Raw genomic sequence first — 22,844 nt, 5'->3', positions numbered from 1 at the left:
CGGCGGCCGTGGTCGCCCTTCTGGCGCTCGGCGGGTGCGCGGTGCCTGCAGAATCGTCGACCTCCGTCCCCCTTCCTCCGATCGGTGCGACGCCGGACTACCAGCTCGGTGGCGCCTACGACCCACCCTCGGGCGTCGGCGTGGTCGGGCGCGACCGCAGCGCGGAGCCCGCGGCCGGCGTGTACTCGATCTGCTACGTCAACGGCTTCCAGACGCAACCGGGAGAGCTCGACTCGTGGTCCGACGATCTGCTGCTGCAGCGCGACGGACACGTCGTCTTCGACCCGGACTGGCCGGATGAGGCACTGCTCGACACGTCGACGGCGCAGCGCCGGGAGCAGATCGCCGACACCGTGATCCCGTGGATCGAGCGCTGCGGGGACGACGGATTCGACGCTGTCGAGTTCGACAACCTCGACTCGTACTCGCGGTCGCAGGGTGCCCTCTCTCTCGATGACAACCTCGCATTGGCTGCGCTCCTGGTCGAGGCGGCGCACGGCGCGGGGCTGGCGGCCGGACAGAAGAACGCCGCCGAGGATGCCGCCGTGCTTCACGACCGAGCCGGATTCGACTTCGCGGTGACCGAGGAATGCGCGGCCTACGACGAATGCGGGGCGTACACCGACGTCTACGGCGAGCACGTGATCGACATCGAGTACACCGACGAGCTGCCACGTTCCTTCGCCGAGATGTGCGCGGACGACGCCTCGCCGGCGACGATGGTGCTGCGGGACCGCGATCTCGTCACCCCGGACGACGACGCCTACACGTTCGAGGCCTGTCCCTAGGCGGCTCCGTGACGGCCGCGTGCGGCCGCTTGCCCGGTCGACGGGCGCTCGTCAAGTCCCTGGCCGGATCTCGTCTGCACCCGCAGGATACGAGGGTCCGCATCGATCAGGAGCACGACACATGACCTCAACAGCCACGGCCACCGCCCCGGCATCCGCCTCGTCAGCCGCACCGCGACTCCCCTTCCACGACCGCGGTCCGGTGAGCCGCGCCGTCATCTCGCATCTCACCGGAGCCGATCGCGACACCGTCCACACGACTCTCGCCGATGAAGCCGCGGCGGCCTGCGCCGATGTCTCCCGTGACGACGACATCCAGCTCGCCCTGTTCGTGCTCTATGCATCCGCTTACGGCTCGCTGCCGGGGCTCGATCCCGAGCTCGAGTGGGATCCGGCGCTCCTCGCGACCCGCCGCACGCTCGAGTCGGCATTCGAGCGGGAACTACGCGCGAACATCCCCCTGCCGGAGCTCCCGGAGCCGACCGTGGATGCCGTCGGGCGGGCGCTCTTCGCCCTCGCCGAAGCGGACACCGGGCCGAGCCTCTCCCGGTACTTCGTGAAGAAGGCCACCGAGTCCCAGGCGCGGGAGATGCTCATCCAGCGCTCGGCGTACACCCTCCGCGAAGCGGATCCCCACTCCTGGGCGATTCCCCGCCTGGACGGTCGGGCCAAGGCCGCTCTGGTCGAGATCCAGTCCGACGAGTACGGCGGAGGCCGACCGCACCGTGTGCACGCCACCCTCTTCGCGCGCGCCATGCGTGCCGCCGGCCTGGATGACACCTACGGCACCTATGTCGACGACCTCCCCGCCGTCACCCTCGCGTCGCTCAACATGATGTCGATGTTCGGACTCAACCGCCGGCTCGTCGGGTCGATCGTCGGACACCTGGCCGCCTACGAGATGACCTCCTCGATCCCCTGCCGCCTGTACGCCGACGGACTGCGTCGTCTGGACTTCCCCACCGACGTCACGGCGTACTTCGACGAGCACGTCGAGGCCGACGCCGTGCATGAGCAGATCGCCGCACGAGACCTCGCCGGCAGCCTCGCCGAAGACCACCCTGAGCTGCTGCCCGACATCATGTTCGGCGCAGCCGCCTGCCTGACGGTGGACGGATGGGGAGGCGCACACATCCTGGAGGCCTGGTCCGGTGGTTCCTCGTCACTGCGCAGCGAGGTGTCGCCGTGAGCGCCGATCACGAACCGGCGACGATCACGCCGTATCCGGACGGTCCGCTGCTCGTGCGCGGTGAGGTCGAACTGCACGCCGCCGACGGCACGCCGATCGCCTCGCACCGACGCACCGTCGCGCTGTGCCGTTGCGGGCTGTCGGCCCTCAAGCCCTTCTGCGACGGCACGCACAAGCCCGCGGGCTTCCGGACCGAGGACTGATCTCGCTCGCGCTCAGGGCGTGAGAAGAGGGTCGACGCCCACCGCGAGGAACAGTACCGCGAGGTAGGCGATCGACGCGCGGAAGACGAGCATGGGACGCAGCTCCGCGTCTCGCCGGGCCCGCGATCGCATCCGCCACGCGGACACCACGAACCCGATACCCGCCCCGAGTGCCACCGTCCAGTACAGCCAGCTCACCTCCGCGACGAAGGGCAGGACGAGCGAGCACACCACCGTGGCCACCGCGAAGCCGATCACCCTGGGGGCGACGTAGACCGGAGGGCGTGTGGCCCCGAGCATCGGCACGCCGGCCCGACGGTAGTCGTCGCGGTAACGGATCGAGAGTGGCCAGTAGTGCGCGGGAGTCCAGAAGAACACCACCAAGAACAGCACCACCGCCGGCCATTCGACAGCGCCCCGCACCGCGCTCCAGCCGACCAGCACCGGCATGCATCCAGCCACCCCGCCCCAGACGATGTTCTGCTCGGTGCGGGGCTTCAGCAGCACGGTGTAGAACACCACGTACAGCAGAAGACCCGCGGTGGACAGTGCGGCGGGCAGAGGCCCCACGAGCGCGAGCATCCACCCCACGGACGAGACGCCGAGCACGAGCGCGAAGATCAGACCGGCCCGCGCAGACACGACGCCGGTCACCAGGGGGCGCTGGGCGGTGCGCTCCATGAGGGCATCGCTCCCGCGCTCGAGGTACATGTTGAAGGCCCCGGCCGAACCGGCGCTGAGAGCCCCGCCCACGAGCACTGCTGCCATGAGCGCGACACTCGGCTGTCCGTCGGCGGCGAACACCATGACGGGGATCGTGGTGACGAGGAGGAGTTCCAGGATGCGGGGCTTGGTCAGTTCGAGATATGCGCGAACGGTCCGCAGCACGTCTCGTCAGCCTTCCGGCCAGTAATAGCTGTCGGGAAGCGCCCTGGCTCCGAAGATCGCCTGCCCGACGCGGACGCAGGTGGCGCCCTCCTCGACGGCGATCTGGTAGTCCCCGGACATCCCCATCGACAGCTCGCCCGCCCCGATCAGGTCGGGGGCATCTTCCCTGGCCTGGTCTCGCAGCGTGCGCAGCAGGGAGAAGCACTCGCGCACGCGCGCCTCATCGGGGGTGAGGATGGCGAGGGTCATCAGCCCCCGTACGCGAAGCGTCTCGTAGGAGGGCAGCGCCTCCAGGAACGCCGGGAGCTCCTCCGGCGGCATCCCGAACTTGGAGTCCTCGGCCGAGGTGTTCACCTGCACGAACACGTCGAGGCTGCGCCCCGCGGCCTGCAGACGTCGGTCGAGCGCCTCAGCGACCCGCAGGCGATCGAGAGCCTGGAACTCGGCGGCGAACGCGGCGACGTCTCTTGCCTTGTTGGTCTGCAGGTGTCCGATGATCGACCACGACACATCGAGGTCGGCGGTCTCCCCGTTCTTGCGCGCCGCCTCCTGCACCTTGTTCTCGCCCAGCAGCCGCATGCCCGACTGGATCGCGACGCGGACGCGCTCGGTGGGGACGGTCTTGCTCACCGGCAGCAGGGTCACCTCGCGCGGATCACGCCCCGTCCGATGTGCGGCCTCGGCGATGCGCGATTCGACGGCCGCGAGGTTGTACCGGAAGTCGTCGACGGTGAACGCCGTGGGATAGCGCTCGTCGGCGCCGGTCGGTGCATCCATCTTTGACATAGGTCAAAGCGTAACATAGTCTTAGGCCGTTTCGTTGGGGCGATGTTCGTCGCTCACCGCCGCTCACCATCGCTCACCGAAGGAGCCACCATGTCCACGCCTCGCGTGCTTCCCGACCTCTCCTCCGCGCCGTCGCTGCTGACCGACGTGCCGGGCCCACGCAGTCGAGCCCTGCACGAGCGACGTGCGCAGACCGTCGCCCGCGGAGTCGGCAGCGTGCTGCCGGTGTACATCGCGCAGGCGGATGGCCCCTGGGTCACCGACGTGGACGGCAACCGCTTCCTCGACCTGGGCAGCGGCATCGGCGTGACCACGATCGGTCACGGGAACCCGGCTGCGGTCGCCGCTGCCGCCGCGCAGCTCGAGCAGGTGACGCACACGCTCTTCACGGTCACGCCCTACGAGGGATACGTACGGCTGGCCGAGCGCCTCTCCGAGAAGACACCCGGCGATCACGAGAAGCGCTCGGTGTTCGTGAACTCGGGCGCCGAGGCCGTCGAGAACGCGGTCAAGATCGCCCGCAGGTACACCGGCAGGCGCGCGGTCGCCGCTCTCGATCACGCCTTCCACGGACGCACCAACCTGACGCTCGCCATGAACCACAAGGCCGCGTACGGCGCCGGCTTCGGGCCCTTCTCATCGGACATCCACCGCGCCCCCAACTCCTACCCCTATCGGGACGGCCTCTCGGGAGAGCAGGCGGCAGAGCGCACGATCGCACACCTCGAGCAGCGCATCGGCGTCACCGACCTGGCCGCCGTCATCGCCGAGCCGATCCAGGGCGAGGGTGGGTTCGTTGTCCCTGCGGACGGCTATCTGCCTGCCCTGCAGGACTGGTGCACGCGCAACGGTGTGGTGTTCATCGCGGACGAGATCCAGACCGGACTCGGTCGCACCGGCACCTGGTTCGCGAGCGAGCACTTCGGCCTCATCCCCGACCTCGTCCTCACCGCCAAGGGCATCGCGGCGGGGCTCCCGCTCGCGGGCGTGACCGGCCGCGCCGAGATCATGGACGCTCCAGACCCCGGCGGACTCGGAGGGACCTTCGGCGGCAACCCCGTCTCCATCGCCGCGGCCCTGGCGGTGTTCGACGAGCTCGAGCGCGGCACCTTCTTCACAGACGCCCTGCGCATCGGCGGAAGCCTCCGTCAGCACCTCGCCGCCCTGGCCGCGCGCCACCCGATCATCGGGGATGTGCGCGGGATCGGCGCCATGTACGCGTTCGAGCTCACCGATCCGTTCACGTCGCGCCCCGCCGCAGGAGCCGCCTCCGCCGTCGCGGCCTACGCCGCCCAGCACGGCATCCTGCTGCTGACAGCGGGCAGCGACTCGAACGTCATCCGCTTCCTGCCGACGCTCACGACCACCGACGATCAGATCGCGGTCGCGATGGATGTGATCGACCGCGCCCTGTCCACGCTCGGCTGACAGCTCAGCCGGGCGCACCCGTCGCCTCGACGACGAGTGCGCCCGCCCGCCATCGCACGCACCCGAGGTCGGGCACGACCAGATCGGGGTCACCGGCCGCCGAACCCGGCCCGACACCGACGACGAACCCGGCGCCTGCCGCGCGTGCCGAGCGGATCCCCGGCACGGAGTCCTCGAACACGATGCAGTCCTCGGCGCTGCGCGCCAACAGGTAGGCGCCGAGCACGTAGGGGTCGGGTTCCGGTTTCCCCCGCGACACGTCTTCCGCTGCGACCAACGTCGGCGGGAGCGGGACGCCGGAGCTGCGCAGCCGTGCCAGAGCCACGGCGCGGTTGCTGCTCGTCACGACCGCCCAGAGGTCGCGCGGCAGCGCCCCCACCAGCCGCGAGGCGCCGACGATCTCCCTGGTGTGGACGGCCGCCTCGATCTCGAGAGCGATGAGCTCTGCCGTGGCCTCTTCCGCGGCTTCCCGCCCGACCAGTCCGCCGACCACCTCGCTCGGTCGCTTGCCGTGCGGTGCATCGCGCAGGAAGTCGAACGAGGGAGCATGTCTGCGAGCCCATGCGTCCCACGCCGGGGCGGCTGCCAGGACCGAGTCCACGAGGACGCCGTCGCAGTCGAACAGCAGCCCTGCTTGCCGGAACTCCCAGGAATCCCCGCTACGCACGTGTGATAATTTTGGCATAGGTCAAAGCTAGCATCGGCACGGGGGGACCGCGCCGCGGAGGGGACACAATGCCTACCAGAATCGCCATCAACGGACTCGACCGGATCGGCCGCAATCAGCTTCGACTCCTGCTCGCCCGACGATCGGAGCTCGATCTCGTCGCCGTGAACGATCCGCGTGGACCGCGCGCCATCGCGGACCTGCTGCGGAGCGACGGCAACAGCGGACCGTCGACGCGCGGCGTGCGATACGACGACGACCACCTCTTCCTCAACGGACACGCGGTCCGCTTCCTGTCCGAGCGCGACCCGCTGCGACTGCCCTGGAGCGAGCTCGGAGTCGACATCGTGATCGAGGCGACCGTTTCCGACGCCGCGACCGTCGACGCGCGCACTCACCTGACGGCCGGAGCGACGAAGGTGATCGCGACGGTCCCGACTCCGGACGACGACGGCACCATCATGCTCGGGGTCAACGAGCACACCTACGACCCGACTCGCCACCACGCCATCTCCACCGCCTCCTGCACGACCAACTGCCTCGCTCCGGTCGCGAAGGTGTTCCATGAGGCGTTCGGCATCGACGCCGGCCTGATGACGACCATCCATGCCGAATCGTCCGACCCCCAGGTGCAGGACCTGCCCCACCCGGACCAGCGGTCCACGATGGCGAAGGGGGCGAAGGAGGGGAGGATCACACCGCACAGCGGAGGAGCCGCGTCGGCGATCGGTCGCGTCCTGCCCGAGCTCGACGACGGCCGGCTCGACAGCTACACCCTGCAGGTGCCCGCCATCAGCGGCTCGATCACGCACCTCACGGTCACGGCGTCCCGACCCGTGACCGCCGACGAGGTCAGGTCCGCCTACGAGACGGCCGCGGAGGGTCCGCTCAAGGGGATCCTGCGCTGCGCCGACGATGAGATCGCGGTCGCCGGCACGGTCATCGATCCGCACTCCTCGATCCTCGACGCCGGGCTCATCCGAGTGATCGGCTCGCAGGTGAAGATCTCCGCCTGGTACGACGACGAGTGGGGATACTCGCACCGTCTGACCGAGCTCACCGAGTACGTCGCAGAAAGGCTGTCCGCATGACGACTTCAGAGATGCCGGAGCGCACGGCGCTCGCGTTCCGACACGTGCACTTCGAAGACCTGGGCATCATCGAACCCCTCCTCCGCGAACGCGGATACCGCGTGGAGTACGTCGACCTCGGCGTCGAGGCCATCGACATCGAACGGGTGGACGATGCCGACCTGATGATCGTGCTCGGTGGTCCGATCGGCGTGAACGACACCGACGAGTACCCGTTCCTGCACGCCTCGAAGGAGGCTGTCGCCCATCGAGTCCGTTCCGCAAGACCACTGCTGGGGGTATGCCTCGGCGCACAGCTGATCGCGGAGGCGCTCGGAGGGCAGGTGCGCCCGACCGGTGCGGTGGAGATCGGCTACGCCCCACTCGATCTGACCACCCACGGCCTGGATTCTCCGCTGCGCGCCCTCGAGGGCATGCCCGTGCTGCACTGGCACGGCGACGCGTTCACGATTCCGGTCGGAACTCGCCGCCTGGCATCCACCCCCGGCTTCCCGAACCAGGCGTTCAGCACGGACACGGTACTCGCCCTGCAGTTCCACCTCGAGGCCGACCACCGCGCGATCGGGAACTGGCTGATCGGCCACGCGCACGAGCTGCACCACAACGGGATCGATCCGCGGATCATCCGGGAGGACGCCAGAGCCTACGGGCCGGAACTCGAACGGGCGGCCCGTTCCGTGATCGCGACATGGTTGGAGTCCGTCGAACCGGCCACTCCTGCGGCCTGACCGCGACGGCGACGAAGGGGCCGGGTCCACGCGGATCCGGCCCCTTCGTCTGCGACAGCGATCAGCTCGCGCGACGAAGAGCCACACTCGGGAAGTCGACGGGGACGTCGAGGGCGATGTTCACGTAGTTGGTGAACAGGTTCAGTGCGACCTGGGCGATCGTCTCGACGATCTGCTCGTCGGTCCACCCCTGGGCGCGCACCGCGTCGACATCCGCCGAAGACACCTGGCCGCGCTCTTCCACCAGCTTGAGGGCGAACGCGAGCAGCGCCGCCGTCCGCGGGTCGTCGGACTCGCCGCTCTGCGCTGCGGTGAGGGCCTCCCTCGTGAGGCCGGCCTTCTTGCCGAGCGCGGTGTGCGCGGCGAGGCAGTACTGGCAGGAGTTGCGGTCGGCGACGGCGACGGCGATCTGCTCGCCGATGGCCGCGCCCAACGAGCCGCCGCCGAAGGCGCCGAACGCACCCCACATGCTCGTGAGTGCCGCAGGAGAGTTCGCGACGGCACGGAACATCGCGGGGACGGCTCCGAAGGCACCGGCGATCTGGTCGAGCTGCTCCTTGACGTTACCGGTGGCGTTGTCGCGGTCGATGAGAGGGACATTGGGCATGGGATGCTCCTTCGATTGTCGATTCGGCCCGGAACCGGGCTCCCTCCAGTCTTCCGAGAGCGTGCGGACGATGCGCACCATAACGTCTTGCTTTCATGACAGATCGTCCTGAATACTGAGAAGGTGTCCGATATCGATCGCCTCTCTCCGCTCCTCGAGCGCTTCCGTGTGCGCACACGGCTGTTCCACAACGGACCCCTGTGCGGAACGACCGTCTTCCCGGCGAGCGGCGGCCACGGCTTCCTCCACGTGCTGCGACGAGGCGAGATGGATGTCACCCATCGCCGGGCCGACGGCGGCAGCGAGCGCGAGGTCATCTCCCGACCGAGCCTGCTGTTCTTCCCCCGCCCGGTCGATCACTCGTTCCTGAACGCTCCGACCGAGGAGTCCGACTTCGCCTGCGCGACGCTCGACTTCGACGGCGGAGCGACCCACCCTCTGGTCCGCACACTGCCCGCGTCGATCGTGCTGCCGCTCGACGAGGTCGAGACCCTCGGTCCCGCACTCGACCTGATGTTCTCCGAGGTCGACAACGTGCGGTGCGGACGCCCACTGGTGGCGGACCGCATGTTCGAGGTCGTGCTCATCCAGCTGCTCCGATGGATGCTCGATCATTCCGAGCGGCTCGACCTTCCGCCAGGTCTCATCCCCGGCCTCGCCGACGAACGACTCGCTCCCGCGCTCGTCGCGATGCACGAGGAGCCAGGGGAAGCGTGGAACCTGGAGTCCCTCGCCCGCACCGCCAACATGTCGCGCAGTGCCTTCGCCGCGCGGTTCAAGGAGGTTCTCGGGCGCTCACCCGGCGATTACCTCACGGAGTGGAGGCTCACGATCGCGCAGGAGCAGCTGCGCGGCGGCATGTCGGTGACCGCAGTCGCAGCACAGCTCGGCTACGCGAGCTCATCCGCCTTCTCGCGGGTGTTCGCCCAGCGCATCGGACACTCGCCGAGGACCTGGCTGACGCTGGCCGCATGAGGGTGCGCCGGCTACAGCCGATGAGAGGTGGAGGCAGGAATCGAACCTGCGTGCACGGTCTTGCGGACCGCGACCTGGCCACTCGGTCACTCCACCGGGTCTGACGGGGTCAGCGCAGCGGCGGAGAGTACCCGTTCAGGAAGGCACCGAAGCGTCGGAGTGCATCGGTGAGCACGTCGGCCTCCGGGAGGAAGGCGATGCGGAGGTGGTCAGGGGTCTGCAGGTTGAAGGCCCGTCCATGCACGAGGAGGATCCGCTCGGCGTCGAGGAAGTCGAGCACCAGCCGCTCGTCGTCGACGATGCCGTGCACCTCCGGGTCCAGGCGAGGGAACAGGTACAGTCCCCCACCCGCCACCTGTACGTCCACCCCGGGAATCCCGGCGAGCACGTCGAGTGCGGCATCCCGTTGCCTCGTGAGCCGCCCGTGCGGCGCGACCAACTCGTCGAGCGAGGAATCGAGGGTCAGCGCCGCCGTGATCGCGTGCTGTGCCGGAACGGAGGCGCACATGCGCATCGAGGCGAGCAGACGCACGCCGGAGAGGAAAGGATCGTCGGCGTGGAACCCGGTCGCCGTCATCCACGCGGCGCGATAGCCCGCGACCCTGTGCGTCTTCGAAAGCCCGGCGAAGGTGATGCAGGGAACATCCGGAGCGACCTGCGCGGTCGAGACATGCTCGAATCCCGGGTAGACGACACGGTCATAGATCTCGTCGGAGAGCAGCAGCAGCCCATGGCGCCGAGCGAGCTCGGCGATCTGCTCGAGCACCGCACGCTCGTACACCGCGCCGGTCGGGTTGTTCGGGTTGATCACCACGATGGCCGCCGTTCGCGGACCGATCGATGCCTCCATCGCCGCGAGGTCCGGTGCCCACCCCTCGGCTTCGATGCACGGGTAGTGCACCGCGCGCCCGCCGGCCAACACCGTCGATGCCGTCCACAGCGGATAGTCGGGGCTCGGGATGAGCACCTCGTCGCCGGGCTCGAGCAGCGCCTGCAGCGTGAGGCCCACGAGTTCCGAGACACCGTTGCCGACCGTGATGTCCTCGATGGCAAGCGCGGGGAAGCCCGGGCGGAGTGCATAGTGCGCACTGATCGCCTCGCGCGTCTCCGGGAGCCCGGCGGACTCGGAATAGCCATGCGCATGGGGCAGGGCGGAGCGGAGCGCCTCGACGATGGCCGGAGGAGCATCGAACCCGAACGGCGCCGGGTTCCCGATGTTGAGACGGAGGATGGACTCCCCCCGCTTCTCCAGCTCGGCCGCCCGGTCGGCGACCGGGCCACGCAGGTCGTACAGCACGCCTTCCAGACGCGAGGAGCGGCCGATCCGCGGTTCGACACCGCGGGGCCGACCGGCCGTCATCCTGCCGCTCCGAAGGGAGCCGATACCCCGGCCACCGCCGCGAGGTCCTCCACGAGCCGCTGCGTCTCCACGTCGTCGAGCGCATGCACGGTGAGCCGCAGATGCGTGGAGCCCTGCGCGCTGTCGGGGTCGATGGCGAACTCGGACCCCGGACGCACGAGCCAGCCGCGCGACGCGAGACGTCGCGTCACCTCGGTGGCGTCCTGGCCGACATCGACCCACACGTTGAGGCCGCTGTCCGCCTGCGCCTGGAGCCCCAGCGCGTCGAGCTTCGACACGAAGGCCTCGTTCCGTCGCGCGTAGTGCTTCCCCGCCTCGACGATCGACTGCTGGACGTCGTCATCGCGCAGCATGACGGCGGCGAGCCGCTGCATCACGTGGCTCACCCACATCGTGCCGGGACTGAGCCGCAGCGCGAGCCGTTGCGCGGTCACCGGATCGGAGGCCGTCACCGCGAGGCGCATGTCCGGTCCGAGGAACTTCGACACCGAACGCACCAGCGCCCACCGTTGCTGCGTGGGCGCGATGATGCTGGCGTAAGGCGTGGGGGCGAGCAGCGAGAAGTGGTCGTCTTCGATGACGAGGACATGGGGATGGTCGGCGAGGACCTCGCGCAGTTCCAGCGCCCTGGCGGCGCTGGTGCCGACACCCGTGGGGTTGTGAGCGCGCGGGGTGCAGACGATCGCGCGCGCGCCGCTCTCGAGCGCCGCCCTGAGACCCGCGACGGTCATGCCCTCTCGATCGACCGGGATGGCGACCGGCGTGTATCCGGCGAGCCGCGCGGTGTGGATGCTGGACAGGAAGCACGGATCTTCGAGCCCGACCCTGTCCCCCTGCACGAGGGTCTGCGCGAGGAGGCGTTCGACGGCATCGACCGCTCCCGCCGTGATCGAGAGCCGGAACGGACGCGGATGATCGGCGGCGATCCAATCCGTGGCCCACTCGGCCAGGTCGGCGTCGATCACCGATTCGCCGTAGAGCACATGACCAGGAGTGACCGTCGCGAGAGCGGCCGCGAGATCGGGGAGGTGCGCGGCGTCGGGGTTGCCGCTGCCGATGTCGCGCAGTACCGAGCCGGGTGTGAAGCCCTCGTCGGGGTTCTTCGCCGACCCGAGCACGGTGGTTCCGGTGCGACCTCCCGTGGCAGCGATGCGTGCGGTGACCAGCGATCGGTAGGCGGCCAGCACCGTGTTCCGATTCACTCCGAGACGAGCGGCGAGGGAGCGCACCGGCGGCAGCTGGTCGCCCGGAGCGTAGGCGCCGCGCTCGACGAGGTCGCGCACACTCTCGGAGATCTCCGCAGCGGTCGAGCCCACGATGCCATCCGAGACGTCTTCGCGATCGGGTGCCTGAGCCATGCTTCGACCGTAGGGGATCATTTGACCTATGTCAAAAGATCCCCGCTTCTCCCTGCAAGGTCGAATGCGTGCGCACGTCGGACGCCCGGTGCACCATGGGAGCATGAGCGACGGCTACGACCTGGACTTCCTCGGAACACCCCTCCCCCTCCCACGACCTGCGCAGGACGTTCGCGCTCTGCCCTATCCCCGGTTCACCGTCCTGCTCGACCCGGCGCGCCGGCTCGCCGCGGTCACCGCCGTGAACATCGACGGCGCCGCATTGCAGAACCTCCCCCGCACCGGCGACTGGCGGCTTGACGGACGCGTGCCGACCGACGAGCAGACCGGGCCGGAGGTGTACACCCGCAACGACCTCGACCGCGGACATCTCGTGCGTCGGCGCGATCCGGGCTGGGGTCCGGCTGCGACCGCGCGCGCGGCGAGCGAGGCGACGTTCTTCTACCCGAACGCCGCTCCGCAGGCCGCCGGGTTCAACCAGTCCAAGGAGCTCTGGCTCGGCCTCGAAGATCATGTGCTCGCCTACGCGGAGAGCACGGACCAGCGGGTCTCGGTGTTCACCGCTCCGATCCTCGACGACACCGACCCTCCGTACCGCGACATCCGGGTGCCACTCCGGTTCTGGAAGGTGGCGGCCTGGCGCGGACCCGGGGCCCTCGCTGCAGCCGGGTTCGTGCTGGACCAGTCCGCCCTGGTCGACACACGGGAGGAGAACAAGGCTGTTCCCCCGCTCGGCGGGTTCCGCACGTTCCAGGTACCGATCGCGGACATCGCCTCACTCACCGGCATCGACCTCGGCGTGCTGTCCGAGGCCGACGTGCTCGCGCGACCGGGCGTCCGTGAGCCGGGATGGCGGCCCCTGAACACAGCGCATGACATCGTGCTGTGAGGCCAGTGCGAGGCCTCAGACTCCGGCGCGCACCGACTCCAACGACGGGTAGTCGGTGTACCCCTCGGCGGTGCGGCCGTAGAACAGCTCAGGGCGCGGAGGGTTGAGCTCGGCCCCCTGCGTCCAGCGCTCCACCAGATCGGGGTTCGCGATCACAGGGCGGCCTGCGGCCACAGCATCGGCCCATCCGTCTGCCACGAGAGCCTCAGCGGCGTCCTTGGTCGTGTCGATCCCGAAGCCGGTGTTGACGATCAGCGGCGCACCTGCCACGCGACGGATGTGCTGCACGAGCTCGCCGGCGGGTTCCGCGTGGAGCACGTCGACGAACGCGAGGCCGAGAGGTGCGAGCCCTTCGGCGACCGCGGTGTAGGTCGCGTGCACGTCGGCGGCGTCCTCTTCCAGCACACCCTGGATGCCGTGCTGCGGCGAGAGACGGATGCCGGTGCGATCGGCTCCGACCGCCGCAGCGACGGCCTCCGTGACCTCGATCGCGAAACGTGCCCGATTCTCCGGCGATCCGCCGTAGCTGTCGTCACGGATGTTCGACACGGGAGACAGGAACTCGTGCACGAGGTATCCGTTCGCACCGTGCACCTCGACACCGTCGAAGCCCGCGGCGATCGCGTTGCGCGCCGCCTGGGCGAACTGCTCGACGACGACCGGGATCTCCTCGAGGGTGAGCGCATGCGCGACCGGGAGGTCGGCCTTGCCCTCGGGCGTGCGCGTCTGTCCTGGTGCCGCGAGGGCGCTCGGGGCGACGACCCGCGCCTCGCCCGAGATCGCGGGGTGCCCCACCCGCCCGCCGTGCATGAGCTGCATCACGATGGTTCCGCCTGCGTCATGCACAGCATCCGCGATCGGCTTCCATCCGTCGATCTGCGCCTGGGTGACGATGCCTGGCTGCCCGGGGTACGACTTGCCCTCTGCTGCCGGCCACGTGCCCTCGGAGATGATCAGACCCTGTCCCGCGCGCTGGCGGTAATACTCCACCATGGTCGCGGTCGGCACGCCCTCGTCATCGGCGCGGGTGCGCGTGAGGGGCGCCATCACGAGGCGGTTGGACAGCTGCAGGGCGCCGAAGACGCCGGGTTCGTAGAGAGTCACAGTGGGAGACAAGGCGCGGGTGGAGCGCCGTATTCCCTCCGTCGTCTCACTTCGGAGCCGAGACCTCTCCGCCTCCGAGCCCGGCGAGCAGGTCGGCGAAGTGGTCGAGATCAGCAGCCGTCCAGTTGCGCAGCCGCTCTCCGATGCGTCCCTCGTACTGAGAGCGGGCGAGGGCCACGCGCTCCTGGGCGAGGTCCGTCGCGACGAGGACGCGGGCCCTGCGGTCGTCCGGGTCGGGCACACTCTCGACGAGTCCCAGCTGTTCGAGCTGCCGCACCTGACGGCTCACCGCGGACTTGTCGGTCTGCAGGCGCTCGATGATCGCCCCCGCAGAGGTCGCTTTGCCCGTCGCGATCGAGGTCAGCACCTGATACCCCAGGGGCTGCAGATCGGGGTGGACGGTCGCCGCTGCCTCGCGCCAGCCGATGCGGATCCGCGCGAAGAGTCTGCCCAGCTCCTGCTCGACCCTGGTGACGGCCTGATCGAGGTCTTCGTCGCCCAACCGATCCGTCGTCGAGGCGGAGGCAGGGCGATCGGCAGGGGCGTCGGGAGAGGCGCTCATGCTCGCCAGTGTACGGAATCATGCGCGAGCCGACGTGCTAGGTAGACTGATCTACCTAGTGGGAAGGAGCGCGTATGAGTGATGAGGTCGTTGCGCGAACCAAATTGCTGGACGCCGCCGCGCGTCTGTTCTACGCGAACGGGATCGCAGCCACGGGCATCAACTCGATCACTGCTGCGGCAGGGGTGGCTCGGATGAGCCTCTACAACAACTTCACGTCGAAGGACGAACTGTTGCTGGCATACATCCAGGCGCGTCATGAGGAATGGCTCGCGCTGTACGCGGCGCGCGCCGGCGACGCTTCTGATCCGAAGCAGAGCATTCTCGCTGTCTTCGATGCCTACGTCGATCACGCGGAGCTGGGGTACGAGCACGGCTTCCGCGGGTGTGGGCTCTTGAACGCCGCGGCGGAGCTGCCGGCGGGGTCGCCCGGCCGTGATGCGGTCCGACGCCACAAGGAGCATGTCGAGCAGATCCTATGCGACCAGCTGAGCGCGCTGGCCTCGCCCAGCGAGGCTTCTGCACTGGCGGAGCACTGCTCGTTCCTCCTCGAAGGTGCGATGGCGCGCGCTGGCCTAGAGGGCGGATCGGAGCGGCTGAAGCGCGCGAAGCAACTCGCCGCACACATGATCGGTGCCCTGTGAACAGGGGGCGTCTGTCCGGACTCGCGGCGATCACGATCACGTCGGTGCTGTGGGGCACGACCGGAACTGCGGCGACGTTCGCACCGAGCGCCGGCCCTCTCGCGATCGGGTCGGCCGCACTGGGTATCGGCGGTCTCCTGCAGGCGGCGATCGCCGTACCCGCGTTGCGCTCCGAGTGGACGGTACTTCGTGAGCAGCGGTGGGTCGTGACCATCGGGGCGGTCGCGGTGGCGCTCTATCCCCTCGCGTTCTACAGCTCCATGCACTTTGCCGGGGTCGCAGTCGGCTCGGTCGTATCCCTCGCGTCCGCTCCCCTCGCCTCCGGCATCCTGGAAAGGGTTGTCGACAGACGTCCGCTGAGCCGGTGGTGGATGCTCGCCGCAGTGCTGGGGATCGTCGGCAGCACGCTTCTCTGCATAGCCAAGATCGAAGACCGGGCGAGCTCCTCCCTCGACACGATTCTGGGCATCGCGCTCGGACTCGTGGCCGGCCTCACTTATGCCACCTACTCCTGGGCATCGCACCGGCTGATGAGCGGAGGCATCAGCCGGGGAGCGTCGATGGGCGCCGTATTCGGAGGGGGTGGACTGCTCCTCATGCCGGTGCTCGTCCTCACCGGCGCTTCGCTTCTCGACTCAGGTCAGAACCTTGCTGTCACCGCATACATGGCGCTCGTGCCGATGTTCCTCGGCTATCTGCTGTTCGGATACGGGCTCACGAAAGTGTCAGCGAGTACCGCCACCACCGTCACCCTCACCGAACCCGCGATCGCGACGGTCCTTGCCGTCGTGATCGTCGGCGAGCGTCTCACCGCCCTGGGATGGGTCGGCCTCGCCATCATCGCGGGCGTGCTCGTGATCCTGGCTGCAGCACCCACCAACGCCGACCCGCGTACGGGTGCCCCCGAGATCAGTAGGCGTCGCCGGTCCAGGGAGCAGACCCTGTCATCGGTGTGACAAGCACCCACCCGAGCCCCGCTGTCGATCGGCACAGCGGGGCTCAGGCTCGGACTTCCGCTCAGACCTCGGCGAGCAGTCGGAAGGCCTTGGACGCCGCCCGGATCTCCTCGGGAGTCAACTCGTCGATCACGGCCTGAAGGCGGGTGCCGTAGTCGCGTCGGACTTCGGCGAGCGCGGTGCACGCCACGGGGGTCGCGCTCAGCACGCGGAGACGCCCGTCCCGCTCGTCCGGACGAGACTCGAGCAGCCCGAGCTCTTCCAGCATCCGCACCTGCCGGCTGATCACCGACTTGTCCATCTCGAACCGCTCAGCGATCTCGTGCGCATTCGCGGTTCCCGCCCGATCGATGAAGGTGAGCAGCTTGTAGCCGGCCACCTGCAACTCCGGGTGGACCCGGGCCGCGGATTCCCTCCACAGCGACCGGGTCCTTGCGAAGATGAGGTTCAGGTGCGCCTGGAGGTCACCGAGCGCACTGTCGACGTCCGCCGACTCCACCGCTCCGGGGGCGAGCATCTCAGCGCTCCTGGTCCCGATCTTCGCGCTCGAGCACGCGGACAGACCCGGTCGTGGGAGACGCCGACCCCGCATCGTCGATCCGGATGGATCCGGTGGACAGCGACGCGCCGACCTCGGCCTCGGAGACCTCGATCACCGACTCCTCGGCCTGCTCGAGCATCTGCTCGGCGGCGTTCTTCGTCGACAGCGGCTTGTTCTTGATGAACGCGATCGCGATGATGGCGATCACGGCGAGCGGGATCGCGATGATGAACGCATCCGCGATGCCGTGCCCATAGGCGCCTTCGACCATCGCGCGGATGGTGTCGGGCAGCTGGCCGACCTTCGGCACGTCGCCGGAGGCGAGGTGCTTGAGCGCCTCGATCTCGGCGGGTGTCGTGGGCACGAAGCCGTCGAGCGCATCGGTGATGTAGTTCGCGACGCTGGTGGACAGCAGCGACCCCATCACGGTGACGCCGATGGTGCCGGCGATCGTGCGGAAGAAGTTCACGTTCGACGACGCGGCGCCCAGCTGCTGCGGCGCGGTGTCGTTCTGCACGATCAGCGTGAGGTTCTGCATGACCATGCCGAGTCCGGCTCCGAGCACGAACATGTAGACGGCGACGAGCGGGAACGGCGTGTCGTAGCGCAGGGTGGCCATGAGGCTGACACCGACGGTGGCGAGCACCGAGCCCGTGAGCATCCAGCCCTTCCACTTGCCGAACCGGCTGACGAGCTGGCCGATGATGATCGATGCACCCATCTGGCCGATGATCATCGGGATGGTCATGAGACCCGACTCGGTGGGCGTGGCGCCACGGGCGAGCTGGAAGTACTGCGCGAGGAACACCGAGGTGGCGAACATCGAGACGCCGATCGCGATCGAGGCGATGACCGACAGGGTGAAGGTGCGGTTGCGGAACAGCGACATCGGGACGATCGGCTCCTTGACGAAGAACTCGACCGTGATGAACGCCGCGATCGCGACCGCCGCGGTGACGATGAGCATGATGCTCGTCGAGGAATCCCAGTCGAACTGGTTGCCGCCCATGGAGACCCAGATCAGCAGGGTCGAGACGCCGACGGCGAGCAGCACGATGCCGAAGTAGTCGATCGACACCTTGGTGTCGCGCTGCGGCTTCGGCAGGTGCAGCGTGAACTGCAGCAGCACGAGGGCGAGGATCGCGAACGGCACACCGACGAAGAAGTTGGAGCGCCAGCCCCACACGTCGGTGAGGAGTCCGCCGAGCAGCGGGCCGCCGATGGTGCCGAGAGCCATGATGCCGCCGACGACGCCCATGTACTTGCCGCGCTCACGCGGCGAGATGATGAGCGCCACGGCGATCATCACGAGCGACATGAGGCCGCCGACGCCGATGCCCTGGATGACGCGGACGGCGATGAGCATGTTCGTGTCGGTCGAGAAGCCGGCGATCACGGTGCCGACCGTGAAGAGGATGAGGGAGATCTGGACGAGCACCTTGCGGTCGACGAGGTCGGCCAGCTTGCCCCAGATCGGGGTGGAGACGGCAGTGGCGAGAAGGCTCGCGGTGATGACCCAGGTGTACTGGGACTGGGTGCCGCCGAGGTCGGCGATGATGACGGGCATCGAGGTCGACACGACCGTGCCGGAGAGCACGGCGACGAACATGCCGACGACGAGGCCGGAGATCGCGGTGAAGACCTCGCGAGCCGAGCGAGTCTCGGAAGCGGGGATGGGGGTCTGTGTCACGGGGTAACGCTCCTGCGTAGAAAGTTGATCGAGGTCAACCATACGCCTTTAGTTGCCAAAGTGCAACTAAAGGCGTCTTCGGCACTGCGGCGCGCGCACCTCCTCCGCGAACACGCCAGGGAGTACCTTGTGAGCGTGTCGACGGATTCGAGGAGTGGGCGGGCGCTCGGTGCCCCGGCAGACCTCGACGCGGCCATCGGCGACATCGATTGGACGGTGCCGCCCGCGGGCTCGCGGCGGTCCTGGTTCTCCGCGCCGAGCGGAGAACTGTCGGCGATCTCCCTCGGCGACCCTGCGAATCCGCGCGTGGTGCTGGTGCCGGGAGCGACGGGATCGAAGGAGGACTTCGCCCTGATGCTCCCCCTGCTGGCGGAGGCGGGGTACTTCGTGCAGTCCTTCGACCTGGCGGGGCAGTACGAGTCGCATGCCGCCGGCGCGAACGCGAGGTACACCTATGAGCTGTTCACGGGCGATCTGATCGCGTTCCTCGAGGCAGCAACTCCCGCGCACCTGCTGGGGTACTCCTTCGCCGGCACGATCGCCCAGGTCGTCGCCGTCCGCCGTCCTGACCTCGTCCGCTCCCTCACCCTGCTCACCACTCCCCCCGGTTCCGGCAACGTGTTCGCGAGCATGAAGTGGCTGGGGCCGCTGGCACCCATCGCGAGTCCTCGGCGCGGCGCGGGACTCATGATCTGGGGGATCGTGACGAACAAGAACCGCGTCCCGCCGCGGCGACTCGAATTCGTGCGCTCGCGGTTCGCCCTGACGAGCCGTCGCAGCGTCGACGAGATCGTGGGACTCATGATGGTCGCGCCCGATCTGCGCGACCGCGTGCGGGCGCTGCCCGTGCCCAAGCTCGTCGTCGCGGGATCGCACGATCTGTGGCCCCTGGCTGCACACGAACGGTACGCGCGCGACATCGACGCGGAGTTCCGCGCGTACGCGACGGGGCACAGCCCGAGCGAGACCACCCCGCATCAGCTGACCGCCGACCTGCTCGATCTCTACTCCCGCACGAGCGACTGAATCACCGGCTCTGTCGCCGGCATCGGTCACCCGCACCTGTCACCGGCTGACGGACGATCCGTCCGATCGGTCGACCTCGCGACGCGCCTGCCGCCGAAGGCGCAGCGACTCCTGCGACAGATGCAGGCGCACGGTGGGCACGACGTAGCTCAAGCGTCGTCGAAGCGACGCCCAGTCCTGCAACGGTCGGGCCGACACCTCGACGACGAGGTCGCGATCGCGCAGCACCGTCATCTCCGGGCGCACATGGAACGACAGATCGAAGTCGTCGTGGATGTTCGTCTGCTCGCGGTGCACCTCGGCGCTCAGCGCGCGCCACGCGGCAGAGCGCATCGCCATGTTCGACCCGTAGAGCGGTGCATGCCCGAGGACGGGCGCCATCGACGCGTACATGCCGCCGATGTAGAGGTGCTCCCCCATCCAGTGCACGAGCGGCGTCGACCCGTAGAAGCGCGGGTCGCCCGTGAGGAAGTCGACGTCCGGGCGCTCGCGGAACGTCCTCTCGATCCGTTCCACCCAGTCGGGGTGGGGCCGCGAGTCGGCATCGAGCCTCGCGATGACATCGCCGGTGGCCGCGTCGTAACCGGCCGCCGATGCTCGGGGGATCCCCGGGATCGGCTCGCTCACGACGCGCGCACCGAACCTCTCGGCCACGTCGACCGTGTCATCGCTGCTGCCGTTGTCGACAATGACGATCTCATCCGCGCGCCTGGTCTGCTGCGCGAGTGCCGCGAGGCACACCTCCAACAGCCGGGCGTCGTCGCGCACGGGAATCACCACCGAGACGGAACGCGGGAACACGGTCGCCATGGTTCTCCTCCCCCTGGACCGGCGGTTTTCCAGACACAGTCTCCTCCGTGGACGGCCGAGCGCCGCGATTGAGCGAGGATGGTCGGATGATCCGTGTCGTCCTGTTCGACCTCGATGGCGTGATCCGGCACTTCGACGCCAGGAACACGGCGACGATCGAGCACCGCCACGGTCTCGCACCTGGAGACATCGAGCGCATCGCCTTCGCCCGCCCGCTGATCGACGAGGTCACGACAGGGCGGATCACCAGAGCAGAGTGGGTGCGCCGTATAGGCGTGCAGGTCGGGACCACTGCTGCCCACGAGTGGAGCGCGCAGTCGGCGACGATCGACCACGACGTGCTGGAGCTGATCGACGACATCCGTGATGCAGGCATCCGCGCCGCGGTGCTCACCAACGGCACGGACACGATCCCGGCCGAGATCGCGGCCCACGGCATCGCCTCCCGGTTCGACGCGGTCTTCAACTCCGCCGAGATCGGACACGCGAAGCCCGACACCCGCGCGTTCCGTCACGTGCTCGACGCGCTCGGCGTGGATGCGGCCGAGGTCTTCTTCACCGACGATTCGGCGTCCAAGCTCGTGGGAGCGCAGCGCCTGTCGATGCACACCCATCACTACGACGGAGTCGACGACCTGCGCGCTCGCCTCGTCCAAGCGGGCGTGGACGTCGCAGGCGGCTGAACCACCCCCGCACCTCACTCGACGGCGTCGTCCGCTCGCTCGCGCCTCGTCGTGCCGCCGTGTGCCGGGATCAGGCCGAAGTCGGTCAGCAGCTCGCCCATCTGCGTGTTGTCGAGTCGGTCGAGCAGCTTGCCCTTCACGAAGTTCGGACCGGGGATGTGCACCGCTTCGCCATCGCGCAGCCGTGCGGTCGCCTTCAGCAGATAGCGGATGTCGTACGTCGAGTTGAACACCTCCGGCACCCCGCGCTCGATATCGAGCAGCTGGTAGGTCGCCTCCATCGCTGTGCGCACCGAGTACTCGGTGGTGAAGATCGTGTCACGCGTCGTCTCGGCGAACTGTCCGAGGAATGCGAAGTTCACGCTGCCCTCCGGCACGACCTGCGGCCGATCTCCGGCCTTGCGCGGCAGGAAGAACGAGGTGACGTACGGCATCATCACCGGAACCGTCTTCGCCGCTGAGGCCGCCAGCTCCGGGATCTCGTCGACCGGAACCCCCAGGTGATACAGCCACTCCTGCGCGATCTCCTCTCCCGTGCAGTCCTGCATCGGCTTCTTGACGAAGTCGCCCGGGGTCTCGACGAACAGCGCGTACACCCACACCACGATCTCGTTGGGCTTCTGCGACTTGAAATGCGGCTGCCGGTTGACGGTCCAGCTCAGCAGCCAGGATGAATCCTTCGCCGTGACGATGCCACCCGTGACGACCTTGCCGGAGAACGGGTCCCGCTGGGCGATCCGCTCGATGTAGGCGGGAATGCGCTCGTCGATCGTGGTGACCGTCGCCGACTCCCACTTGGTCTTGGGGATGTCGTTGCAGAACACCTCGGGGTGGCCGAAGTCGGGCGACTTCGCGGCGACCTTCTTCCAGAAGTCCCACGCCGGAGCCGGACCGTCCTTGAGCTTCGCGGGCGTGTGCTGGTCGCCGTTGTCGGAGTTCTCCGTGAGCGAGCCGATCGTCATCAGACACAGGTCGTCGGGCCCGAGGTCGACCCCGCCCGCCTCACCGTCGACGGTCCAGTCGATGCGCGTGGCCTGCTTGCGGTCGTCCGAGATGTCGAAGTGCACGTCGGTGACCGTGTGATGGAAGCGGAACTTCACACCGTGATCGTCGAGGAACTTCTGCATCGGCAGCACCAGCGACTCGTACTGGTTGTACTTGGTGAACTTGAGCGCGGACAGATCCGGCAGCCCGCCGATGTGATGCATGAACCTGTGCAGATACAGCTTCATCTCCAGTGCGGAGTGCCACTCCTCGAACGCGAACATCGTGCGCCAGTACAGCCAGAAGTTGCTCGCGAGGAAGTCCTCGCCGAACACCTCATCGATACGCTTGCCCTCCATCTGCTCACGGGTGGCGAGGATGACGTGGACGATCTCCTGCTGCGCCGTCTCCGACAGCGTGAACAGCTTGTTCGTGTGGGCATCCTGCCCCTGCTTCTCGGTCACCCGGCAGAGCGAGAAGTTCGGGTCGTCCTTGTTCAGCCAGTAGAACTCGTCGAGCACGCTCGCGTCGTCGATCTCGAGCGAGGGGACGGAACGGAACAGGTCCCAGAGACACTCCATGTGGTCTTCCAGCTCGCGCCCGCCACGGATCACGAAGCCCTTCTCCGGATACTTGATGCCGTCGAGCGCCCCACCGGGAAGGCCGAGTTCTTCGAGGATCGTGATCCGCTCCCCGGCGATCTGGCCGTCGCGGATCATGAAGATCGCCGCCGCCATCGCGGCCAATCCACCTCCGACCAGCCATACCGTCTTGTCGTCAGCCCCCTCGGGCTTGCGTGGCCGCGCGAACGCCTCGTAGTTGCCGTTGCTCCGATACATCCCGATCACCCTTCCCGCCACCGGTCGATTCGCGACCAGTAGACAGGA

The 22,844-nt window shown here is 68.4% G+C and carries 24 protein-coding genes and 1 tRNA gene; 12 read left to right on the top strand and 13 right to left on the bottom strand.

Annotated features, from left to right (window positions below; all coding sequences use genetic code 11):
- The first annotated feature begins 8 nt into the window (after positions 1 to 8).
- From RN51_RS13405 to RN51_RS13395, 3 genes are all read left to right on the top strand, one after another.
- Positions 9 to 788 carry an endo alpha-1,4 polygalactosaminidase gene (locus tag RN51_RS13405; protein ID WP_231579299.1) on the top strand — a complete coding sequence of 260 codons (780 nt, stop codon included), beginning with the start codon at positions 9 to 11 and terminating at the stop codon, positions 786 to 788.
- A 121-nt stretch (positions 789 to 909) separates the two neighbouring features.
- Entirely contained in the window at positions 910 to 1,977 is a 1,068-nt protein-coding gene (locus RN51_RS13400; protein WP_156149186.1) for an iron-containing redox enzyme family protein, read from the top strand.
- The gene (locus RN51_RS13395) at positions 1,974 to 2,180 is read left to right on the top strand and encodes a CDGSH iron-sulfur domain-containing protein (RefSeq protein WP_045264546.1); all 207 of its coding nucleotides are present in this window, start codon (positions 1,974 to 1,976) and stop codon (positions 2,178 to 2,180) included. Before RN51_RS13400 ends, RN51_RS13395 begins: the two co-directional genes overlap by 4 nt.
- 12 nt (positions 2,181 to 2,192) lie before the next feature.
- On the opposite strand, the gene RN51_RS13390 is transcribed toward RN51_RS13395, so the two are convergent.
- The gene (locus RN51_RS13390) at positions 2,193 to 3,068 is read right to left on the bottom strand and encodes a heme o synthase (protein ID WP_045264545.1); all 876 of its coding nucleotides are present in this window, start codon (positions 3,066 to 3,068) and stop codon (positions 2,193 to 2,195) included.
- Positions 3,069 to 3,074: 6 nt separating this feature from the next.
- The gene (locus RN51_RS13385; RefSeq protein ID WP_231579298.1) at positions 3,075 to 3,854 is read right to left on the bottom strand and encodes a YggS family pyridoxal phosphate-dependent enzyme; all 780 of its coding nucleotides are present in this window, start codon (positions 3,852 to 3,854) and stop codon (positions 3,075 to 3,077) included.
- Positions 3,855 to 3,944: 90 nt separating this feature from the next.
- Between RN51_RS13385 and gabT the strand changes: the two genes are divergently transcribed.
- On the top strand, positions 3,945 to 5,282 hold the full coding sequence (gabT, locus tag RN51_RS13380) for a 4-aminobutyrate--2-oxoglutarate transaminase (protein WP_082066594.1): 1,338 nt from the start codon (positions 3,945 to 3,947) through the stop codon (positions 5,280 to 5,282).
- Between the two features lie 4 nt (positions 5,283 to 5,286).
- On the opposite strand, the gene RN51_RS13375 is transcribed toward gabT, so the two are convergent.
- Positions 5,287 to 5,949, bottom strand: coding sequence for an HAD-IA family hydrolase (locus tag RN51_RS13375; RefSeq protein WP_197073259.1), 663 nt, complete (start codon positions 5,947 to 5,949; stop codon positions 5,287 to 5,289).
- Positions 5,950 to 6,017: 68 nt separating this feature from the next.
- Here RN51_RS13375 and RN51_RS13370 point away from each other — a divergent pair, with 68 nt between their 5' ends.
- The gene (locus tag RN51_RS13370; RefSeq protein WP_045264542.1) at positions 6,018 to 7,040 is read left to right on the top strand and encodes a type I glyceraldehyde-3-phosphate dehydrogenase; all 1,023 of its coding nucleotides are present in this window, start codon (positions 6,018 to 6,020) and stop codon (positions 7,038 to 7,040) included.
- On the top strand, positions 7,037 to 7,768 hold the full coding sequence (locus tag RN51_RS13365) for a glutamine amidotransferase (protein WP_045264541.1): 732 nt from the start codon (positions 7,037 to 7,039) through the stop codon (positions 7,766 to 7,768). The genes RN51_RS13370 and RN51_RS13365 overlap by 4 nt, the downstream gene beginning before the upstream one ends.
- A gap of 61 nt (positions 7,769 to 7,829) precedes the next feature.
- Here RN51_RS13365 and RN51_RS13360 read toward each other — a convergent pair whose 3' ends face one another.
- The gene (locus RN51_RS13360) at positions 7,830 to 8,375 is read right to left on the bottom strand and encodes a carboxymuconolactone decarboxylase family protein (RefSeq protein ID WP_045264732.1); all 546 of its coding nucleotides are present in this window, start codon (positions 8,373 to 8,375) and stop codon (positions 7,830 to 7,832) included.
- 123 nt (positions 8,376 to 8,498) lie between these two features.
- Between RN51_RS13360 and RN51_RS13355 the strand changes: the two genes are divergently transcribed.
- Complete coding sequence (locus RN51_RS13355; protein ID WP_045264540.1) at positions 8,499 to 9,350, top strand: AraC family transcriptional regulator; 852 nt, start codon at positions 8,499 to 8,501, stop codon at positions 9,348 to 9,350.
- Positions 9,351 to 9,375: 25 nt separating this feature from the next.
- Here RN51_RS13355 and RN51_RS13350 read toward each other — a convergent pair.
- The 3 genes from RN51_RS13350 to RN51_RS13340 all read right to left on the bottom strand — a co-directional run bounded on the left by RN51_RS13350 (position 9,376) and on the right by RN51_RS13340 (position 12,068).
- A tRNA-Cys gene (locus RN51_RS13350) sits at positions 9,376 to 9,446 on the bottom strand.
- A gap of 13 nt (positions 9,447 to 9,459) precedes the next feature.
- The gene (locus tag RN51_RS13345) at positions 9,460 to 10,710 is read right to left on the bottom strand and encodes a pyridoxal phosphate-dependent aminotransferase (protein ID WP_045264539.1); all 1,251 of its coding nucleotides are present in this window, start codon (positions 10,708 to 10,710) and stop codon (positions 9,460 to 9,462) included.
- On the bottom strand, positions 10,707 to 12,068 hold the full coding sequence (locus RN51_RS13340; protein WP_045264731.1) for an aminotransferase class I/II-fold pyridoxal phosphate-dependent enzyme: 1,362 nt from the start codon (positions 12,066 to 12,068) through the stop codon (positions 10,707 to 10,709). The genes RN51_RS13345 and RN51_RS13340 overlap by 4 nt, the downstream gene beginning before the upstream one ends.
- Before the next feature lie 103 nt (positions 12,069 to 12,171).
- Between RN51_RS13340 and RN51_RS13335 the strand changes: the two genes are divergently transcribed.
- Positions 12,172 to 12,957: a DNA/RNA non-specific endonuclease gene (locus RN51_RS13335; RefSeq protein ID WP_045264730.1), complete on the top strand. Its 786-nt coding sequence runs from the start codon at positions 12,172 to 12,174 to the stop codon at positions 12,955 to 12,957.
- Positions 12,958 to 12,972: 15 nt separating this feature from the next.
- Here the strand turns inward: RN51_RS13335 and RN51_RS13330 are convergent, their stop codons facing one another.
- Together RN51_RS13330 and RN51_RS13325 are read right to left on the bottom strand one after the other, a co-directional pair.
- A complete protein-coding gene (locus tag RN51_RS13330; protein WP_045264538.1) occupies positions 12,973 to 14,061 on the bottom strand; it encodes an alkene reductase in 1,089 nt (362 codons plus the stop codon).
- A gap of 46 nt (positions 14,062 to 14,107) precedes the next feature.
- Complete coding sequence (locus tag RN51_RS13325; protein ID WP_045264537.1) at positions 14,108 to 14,623, bottom strand: MarR family winged helix-turn-helix transcriptional regulator; 516 nt, start codon at positions 14,621 to 14,623, stop codon at positions 14,108 to 14,110.
- A 74-nt stretch (positions 14,624 to 14,697) separates the two neighbouring features.
- Between RN51_RS13325 and RN51_RS13320 the strand changes: the two genes are divergently transcribed.
- Together RN51_RS13320 and RN51_RS13315 are read left to right on the top strand one after the other, a co-directional pair.
- Entirely contained in the window at positions 14,698 to 15,267 is a 570-nt protein-coding gene (locus RN51_RS13320) for a TetR/AcrR family transcriptional regulator (protein ID WP_045264536.1), read from the top strand.
- Positions 15,264 to 16,223 (top strand): DMT family transporter, encoded by a 960-nt coding sequence (locus RN51_RS13315; protein WP_045264535.1) that lies wholly within the window; start codon positions 15,264 to 15,266, stop codon positions 16,221 to 16,223. Before RN51_RS13320 ends, RN51_RS13315 begins: the two co-directional genes overlap by 4 nt.
- Positions 16,224 to 16,284: 61 nt before the next feature.
- On the opposite strand, the gene RN51_RS13310 is transcribed toward RN51_RS13315, so the two are convergent.
- Both RN51_RS13310 and RN51_RS13305 read right to left on the bottom strand, forming a co-directional pair.
- Positions 16,285 to 16,740 carry a MarR family winged helix-turn-helix transcriptional regulator gene (locus tag RN51_RS13310; RefSeq protein WP_045264534.1) on the bottom strand — a complete coding sequence of 152 codons (456 nt, stop codon included), beginning with the start codon at positions 16,738 to 16,740 and terminating at the stop codon, positions 16,285 to 16,287.
- A 1-nt stretch (position 16,741) separates the two neighbouring features.
- Positions 16,742 to 18,496 carry an MDR family MFS transporter gene (locus RN51_RS13305; RefSeq protein ID WP_419865800.1) on the bottom strand — a complete coding sequence of 585 codons (1,755 nt, stop codon included), beginning with the start codon at positions 18,494 to 18,496 and terminating at the stop codon, positions 16,742 to 16,744.
- Positions 18,497 to 18,589: 93 nt separating this feature from the next.
- Here RN51_RS13305 and RN51_RS13300 point away from each other — a divergent pair, with 93 nt between their 5' ends.
- Positions 18,590 to 19,480, top strand: coding sequence for an alpha/beta fold hydrolase (locus RN51_RS13300; RefSeq protein ID WP_231579297.1), 891 nt, complete (start codon positions 18,590 to 18,592; stop codon positions 19,478 to 19,480).
- Positions 19,481 to 19,519: 39 nt separating this feature from the next.
- On the opposite strand, the gene RN51_RS13295 is transcribed toward RN51_RS13300, so the two are convergent.
- Entirely contained in the window at positions 19,520 to 20,290 is a 771-nt protein-coding gene (locus tag RN51_RS13295; protein WP_045264532.1) for a glycosyltransferase family 2 protein, read from the bottom strand.
- An 86-nt stretch (positions 20,291 to 20,376) separates the two neighbouring features.
- Here RN51_RS13295 and RN51_RS13290 point away from each other — a divergent pair, with 86 nt between their 5' ends.
- Entirely contained in the window at positions 20,377 to 20,973 is a 597-nt protein-coding gene (locus RN51_RS13290; RefSeq protein WP_045264531.1) for an HAD family hydrolase, read from the top strand.
- 14 nt (positions 20,974 to 20,987) lie between these two features.
- On the opposite strand, the gene RN51_RS13285 is transcribed toward RN51_RS13290, so the two are convergent.
- A complete protein-coding gene (locus tag RN51_RS13285) occupies positions 20,988 to 22,796 on the bottom strand; it encodes an oleate hydratase (RefSeq protein ID WP_045264530.1) in 1,809 nt (602 codons plus the stop codon).
- Between the last annotated feature and the right edge of the window lie 48 nt (positions 22,797 to 22,844).

Origin of the sequence: Microbacterium oxydans, from assembly GCF_000956405.1 — a bacterium.
Classification (GTDB): Bacteria; Actinomycetota; Actinomycetes; order Actinomycetales; family Microbacteriaceae; genus Microbacterium; species Microbacterium oxydans_C.
Note: the sequence above shows the minus strand (reverse complement) of the source record. Positions and strands in the feature narration are given on the sequence as shown.

Coding starts and splice junctions, on each gene's coding strand:
- RN51_RS13400 (WP_156149186.1), top strand. CDS start 910: ATGACCTCAACAGCCACGGCCACCGCCCCGGCATCCGCCTCGTCAGCC.
- RN51_RS13385 (WP_231579298.1), bottom strand. CDS start 3,854: ATGTCAAAGATGGATGCACCGACCGGCGCCGACGAGCGCTATCCCACG.
- gabT (WP_082066594.1), top strand. CDS start 3,945: ATGTCCACGCCTCGCGTGCTTCCCGACCTCTCCTCCGCGCCGTCGCTG.
- RN51_RS13370 (WP_045264542.1), top strand. CDS start 6,018: ATGCCTACCAGAATCGCCATCAACGGACTCGACCGGATCGGCCGCAAT.
- RN51_RS13365 (WP_045264541.1), top strand. CDS start 7,037: ATGACGACTTCAGAGATGCCGGAGCGCACGGCGCTCGCGTTCCGACAC.
- RN51_RS13360 (WP_045264732.1), bottom strand. CDS start 8,375: ATGCCCAATGTCCCTCTCATCGACCGCGACAACGCCACCGGTAACGTC.
- RN51_RS13345 (WP_045264539.1), bottom strand. CDS start 10,710: ATGACGGCCGGTCGGCCCCGCGGTGTCGAACCGCGGATCGGCCGCTCC.
- RN51_RS13340 (WP_045264731.1), bottom strand. CDS start 12,068: ATGGCTCAGGCACCCGATCGCGAAGACGTCTCGGATGGCATCGTGGGC.
- RN51_RS13335 (WP_045264730.1), top strand. CDS start 12,172: ATGAGCGACGGCTACGACCTGGACTTCCTCGGAACACCCCTCCCCCTC.
- RN51_RS13325 (WP_045264537.1), bottom strand. CDS start 14,623: ATGAGCGCCTCTCCCGACGCCCCTGCCGATCGCCCTGCCTCCGCCTCG.
- RN51_RS13320 (WP_045264536.1), top strand. CDS start 14,698: ATGAGTGATGAGGTCGTTGCGCGAACCAAATTGCTGGACGCCGCCGCG.
- RN51_RS13310 (WP_045264534.1), bottom strand. CDS start 16,740: ATGCTCGCCCCCGGAGCGGTGGAGTCGGCGGACGTCGACAGTGCGCTC.
- RN51_RS13305 (WP_419865800.1), bottom strand. CDS start 18,496: ATGGTTGACCTCGATCAACTTTCTACGCAGGAGCGTTACCCCGTGACA.
- RN51_RS13295 (WP_045264532.1), bottom strand. CDS start 20,290: ATGGCGACCGTGTTCCCGCGTTCCGTCTCGGTGGTGATTCCCGTGCGC.
- RN51_RS13290 (WP_045264531.1), top strand. CDS start 20,377: ATGATCCGTGTCGTCCTGTTCGACCTCGATGGCGTGATCCGGCACTTC.
- RN51_RS13285 (WP_045264530.1), bottom strand. CDS start 22,796: ATGTATCGGAGCAACGGCAACTACGAGGCGTTCGCGCGGCCACGCAAG.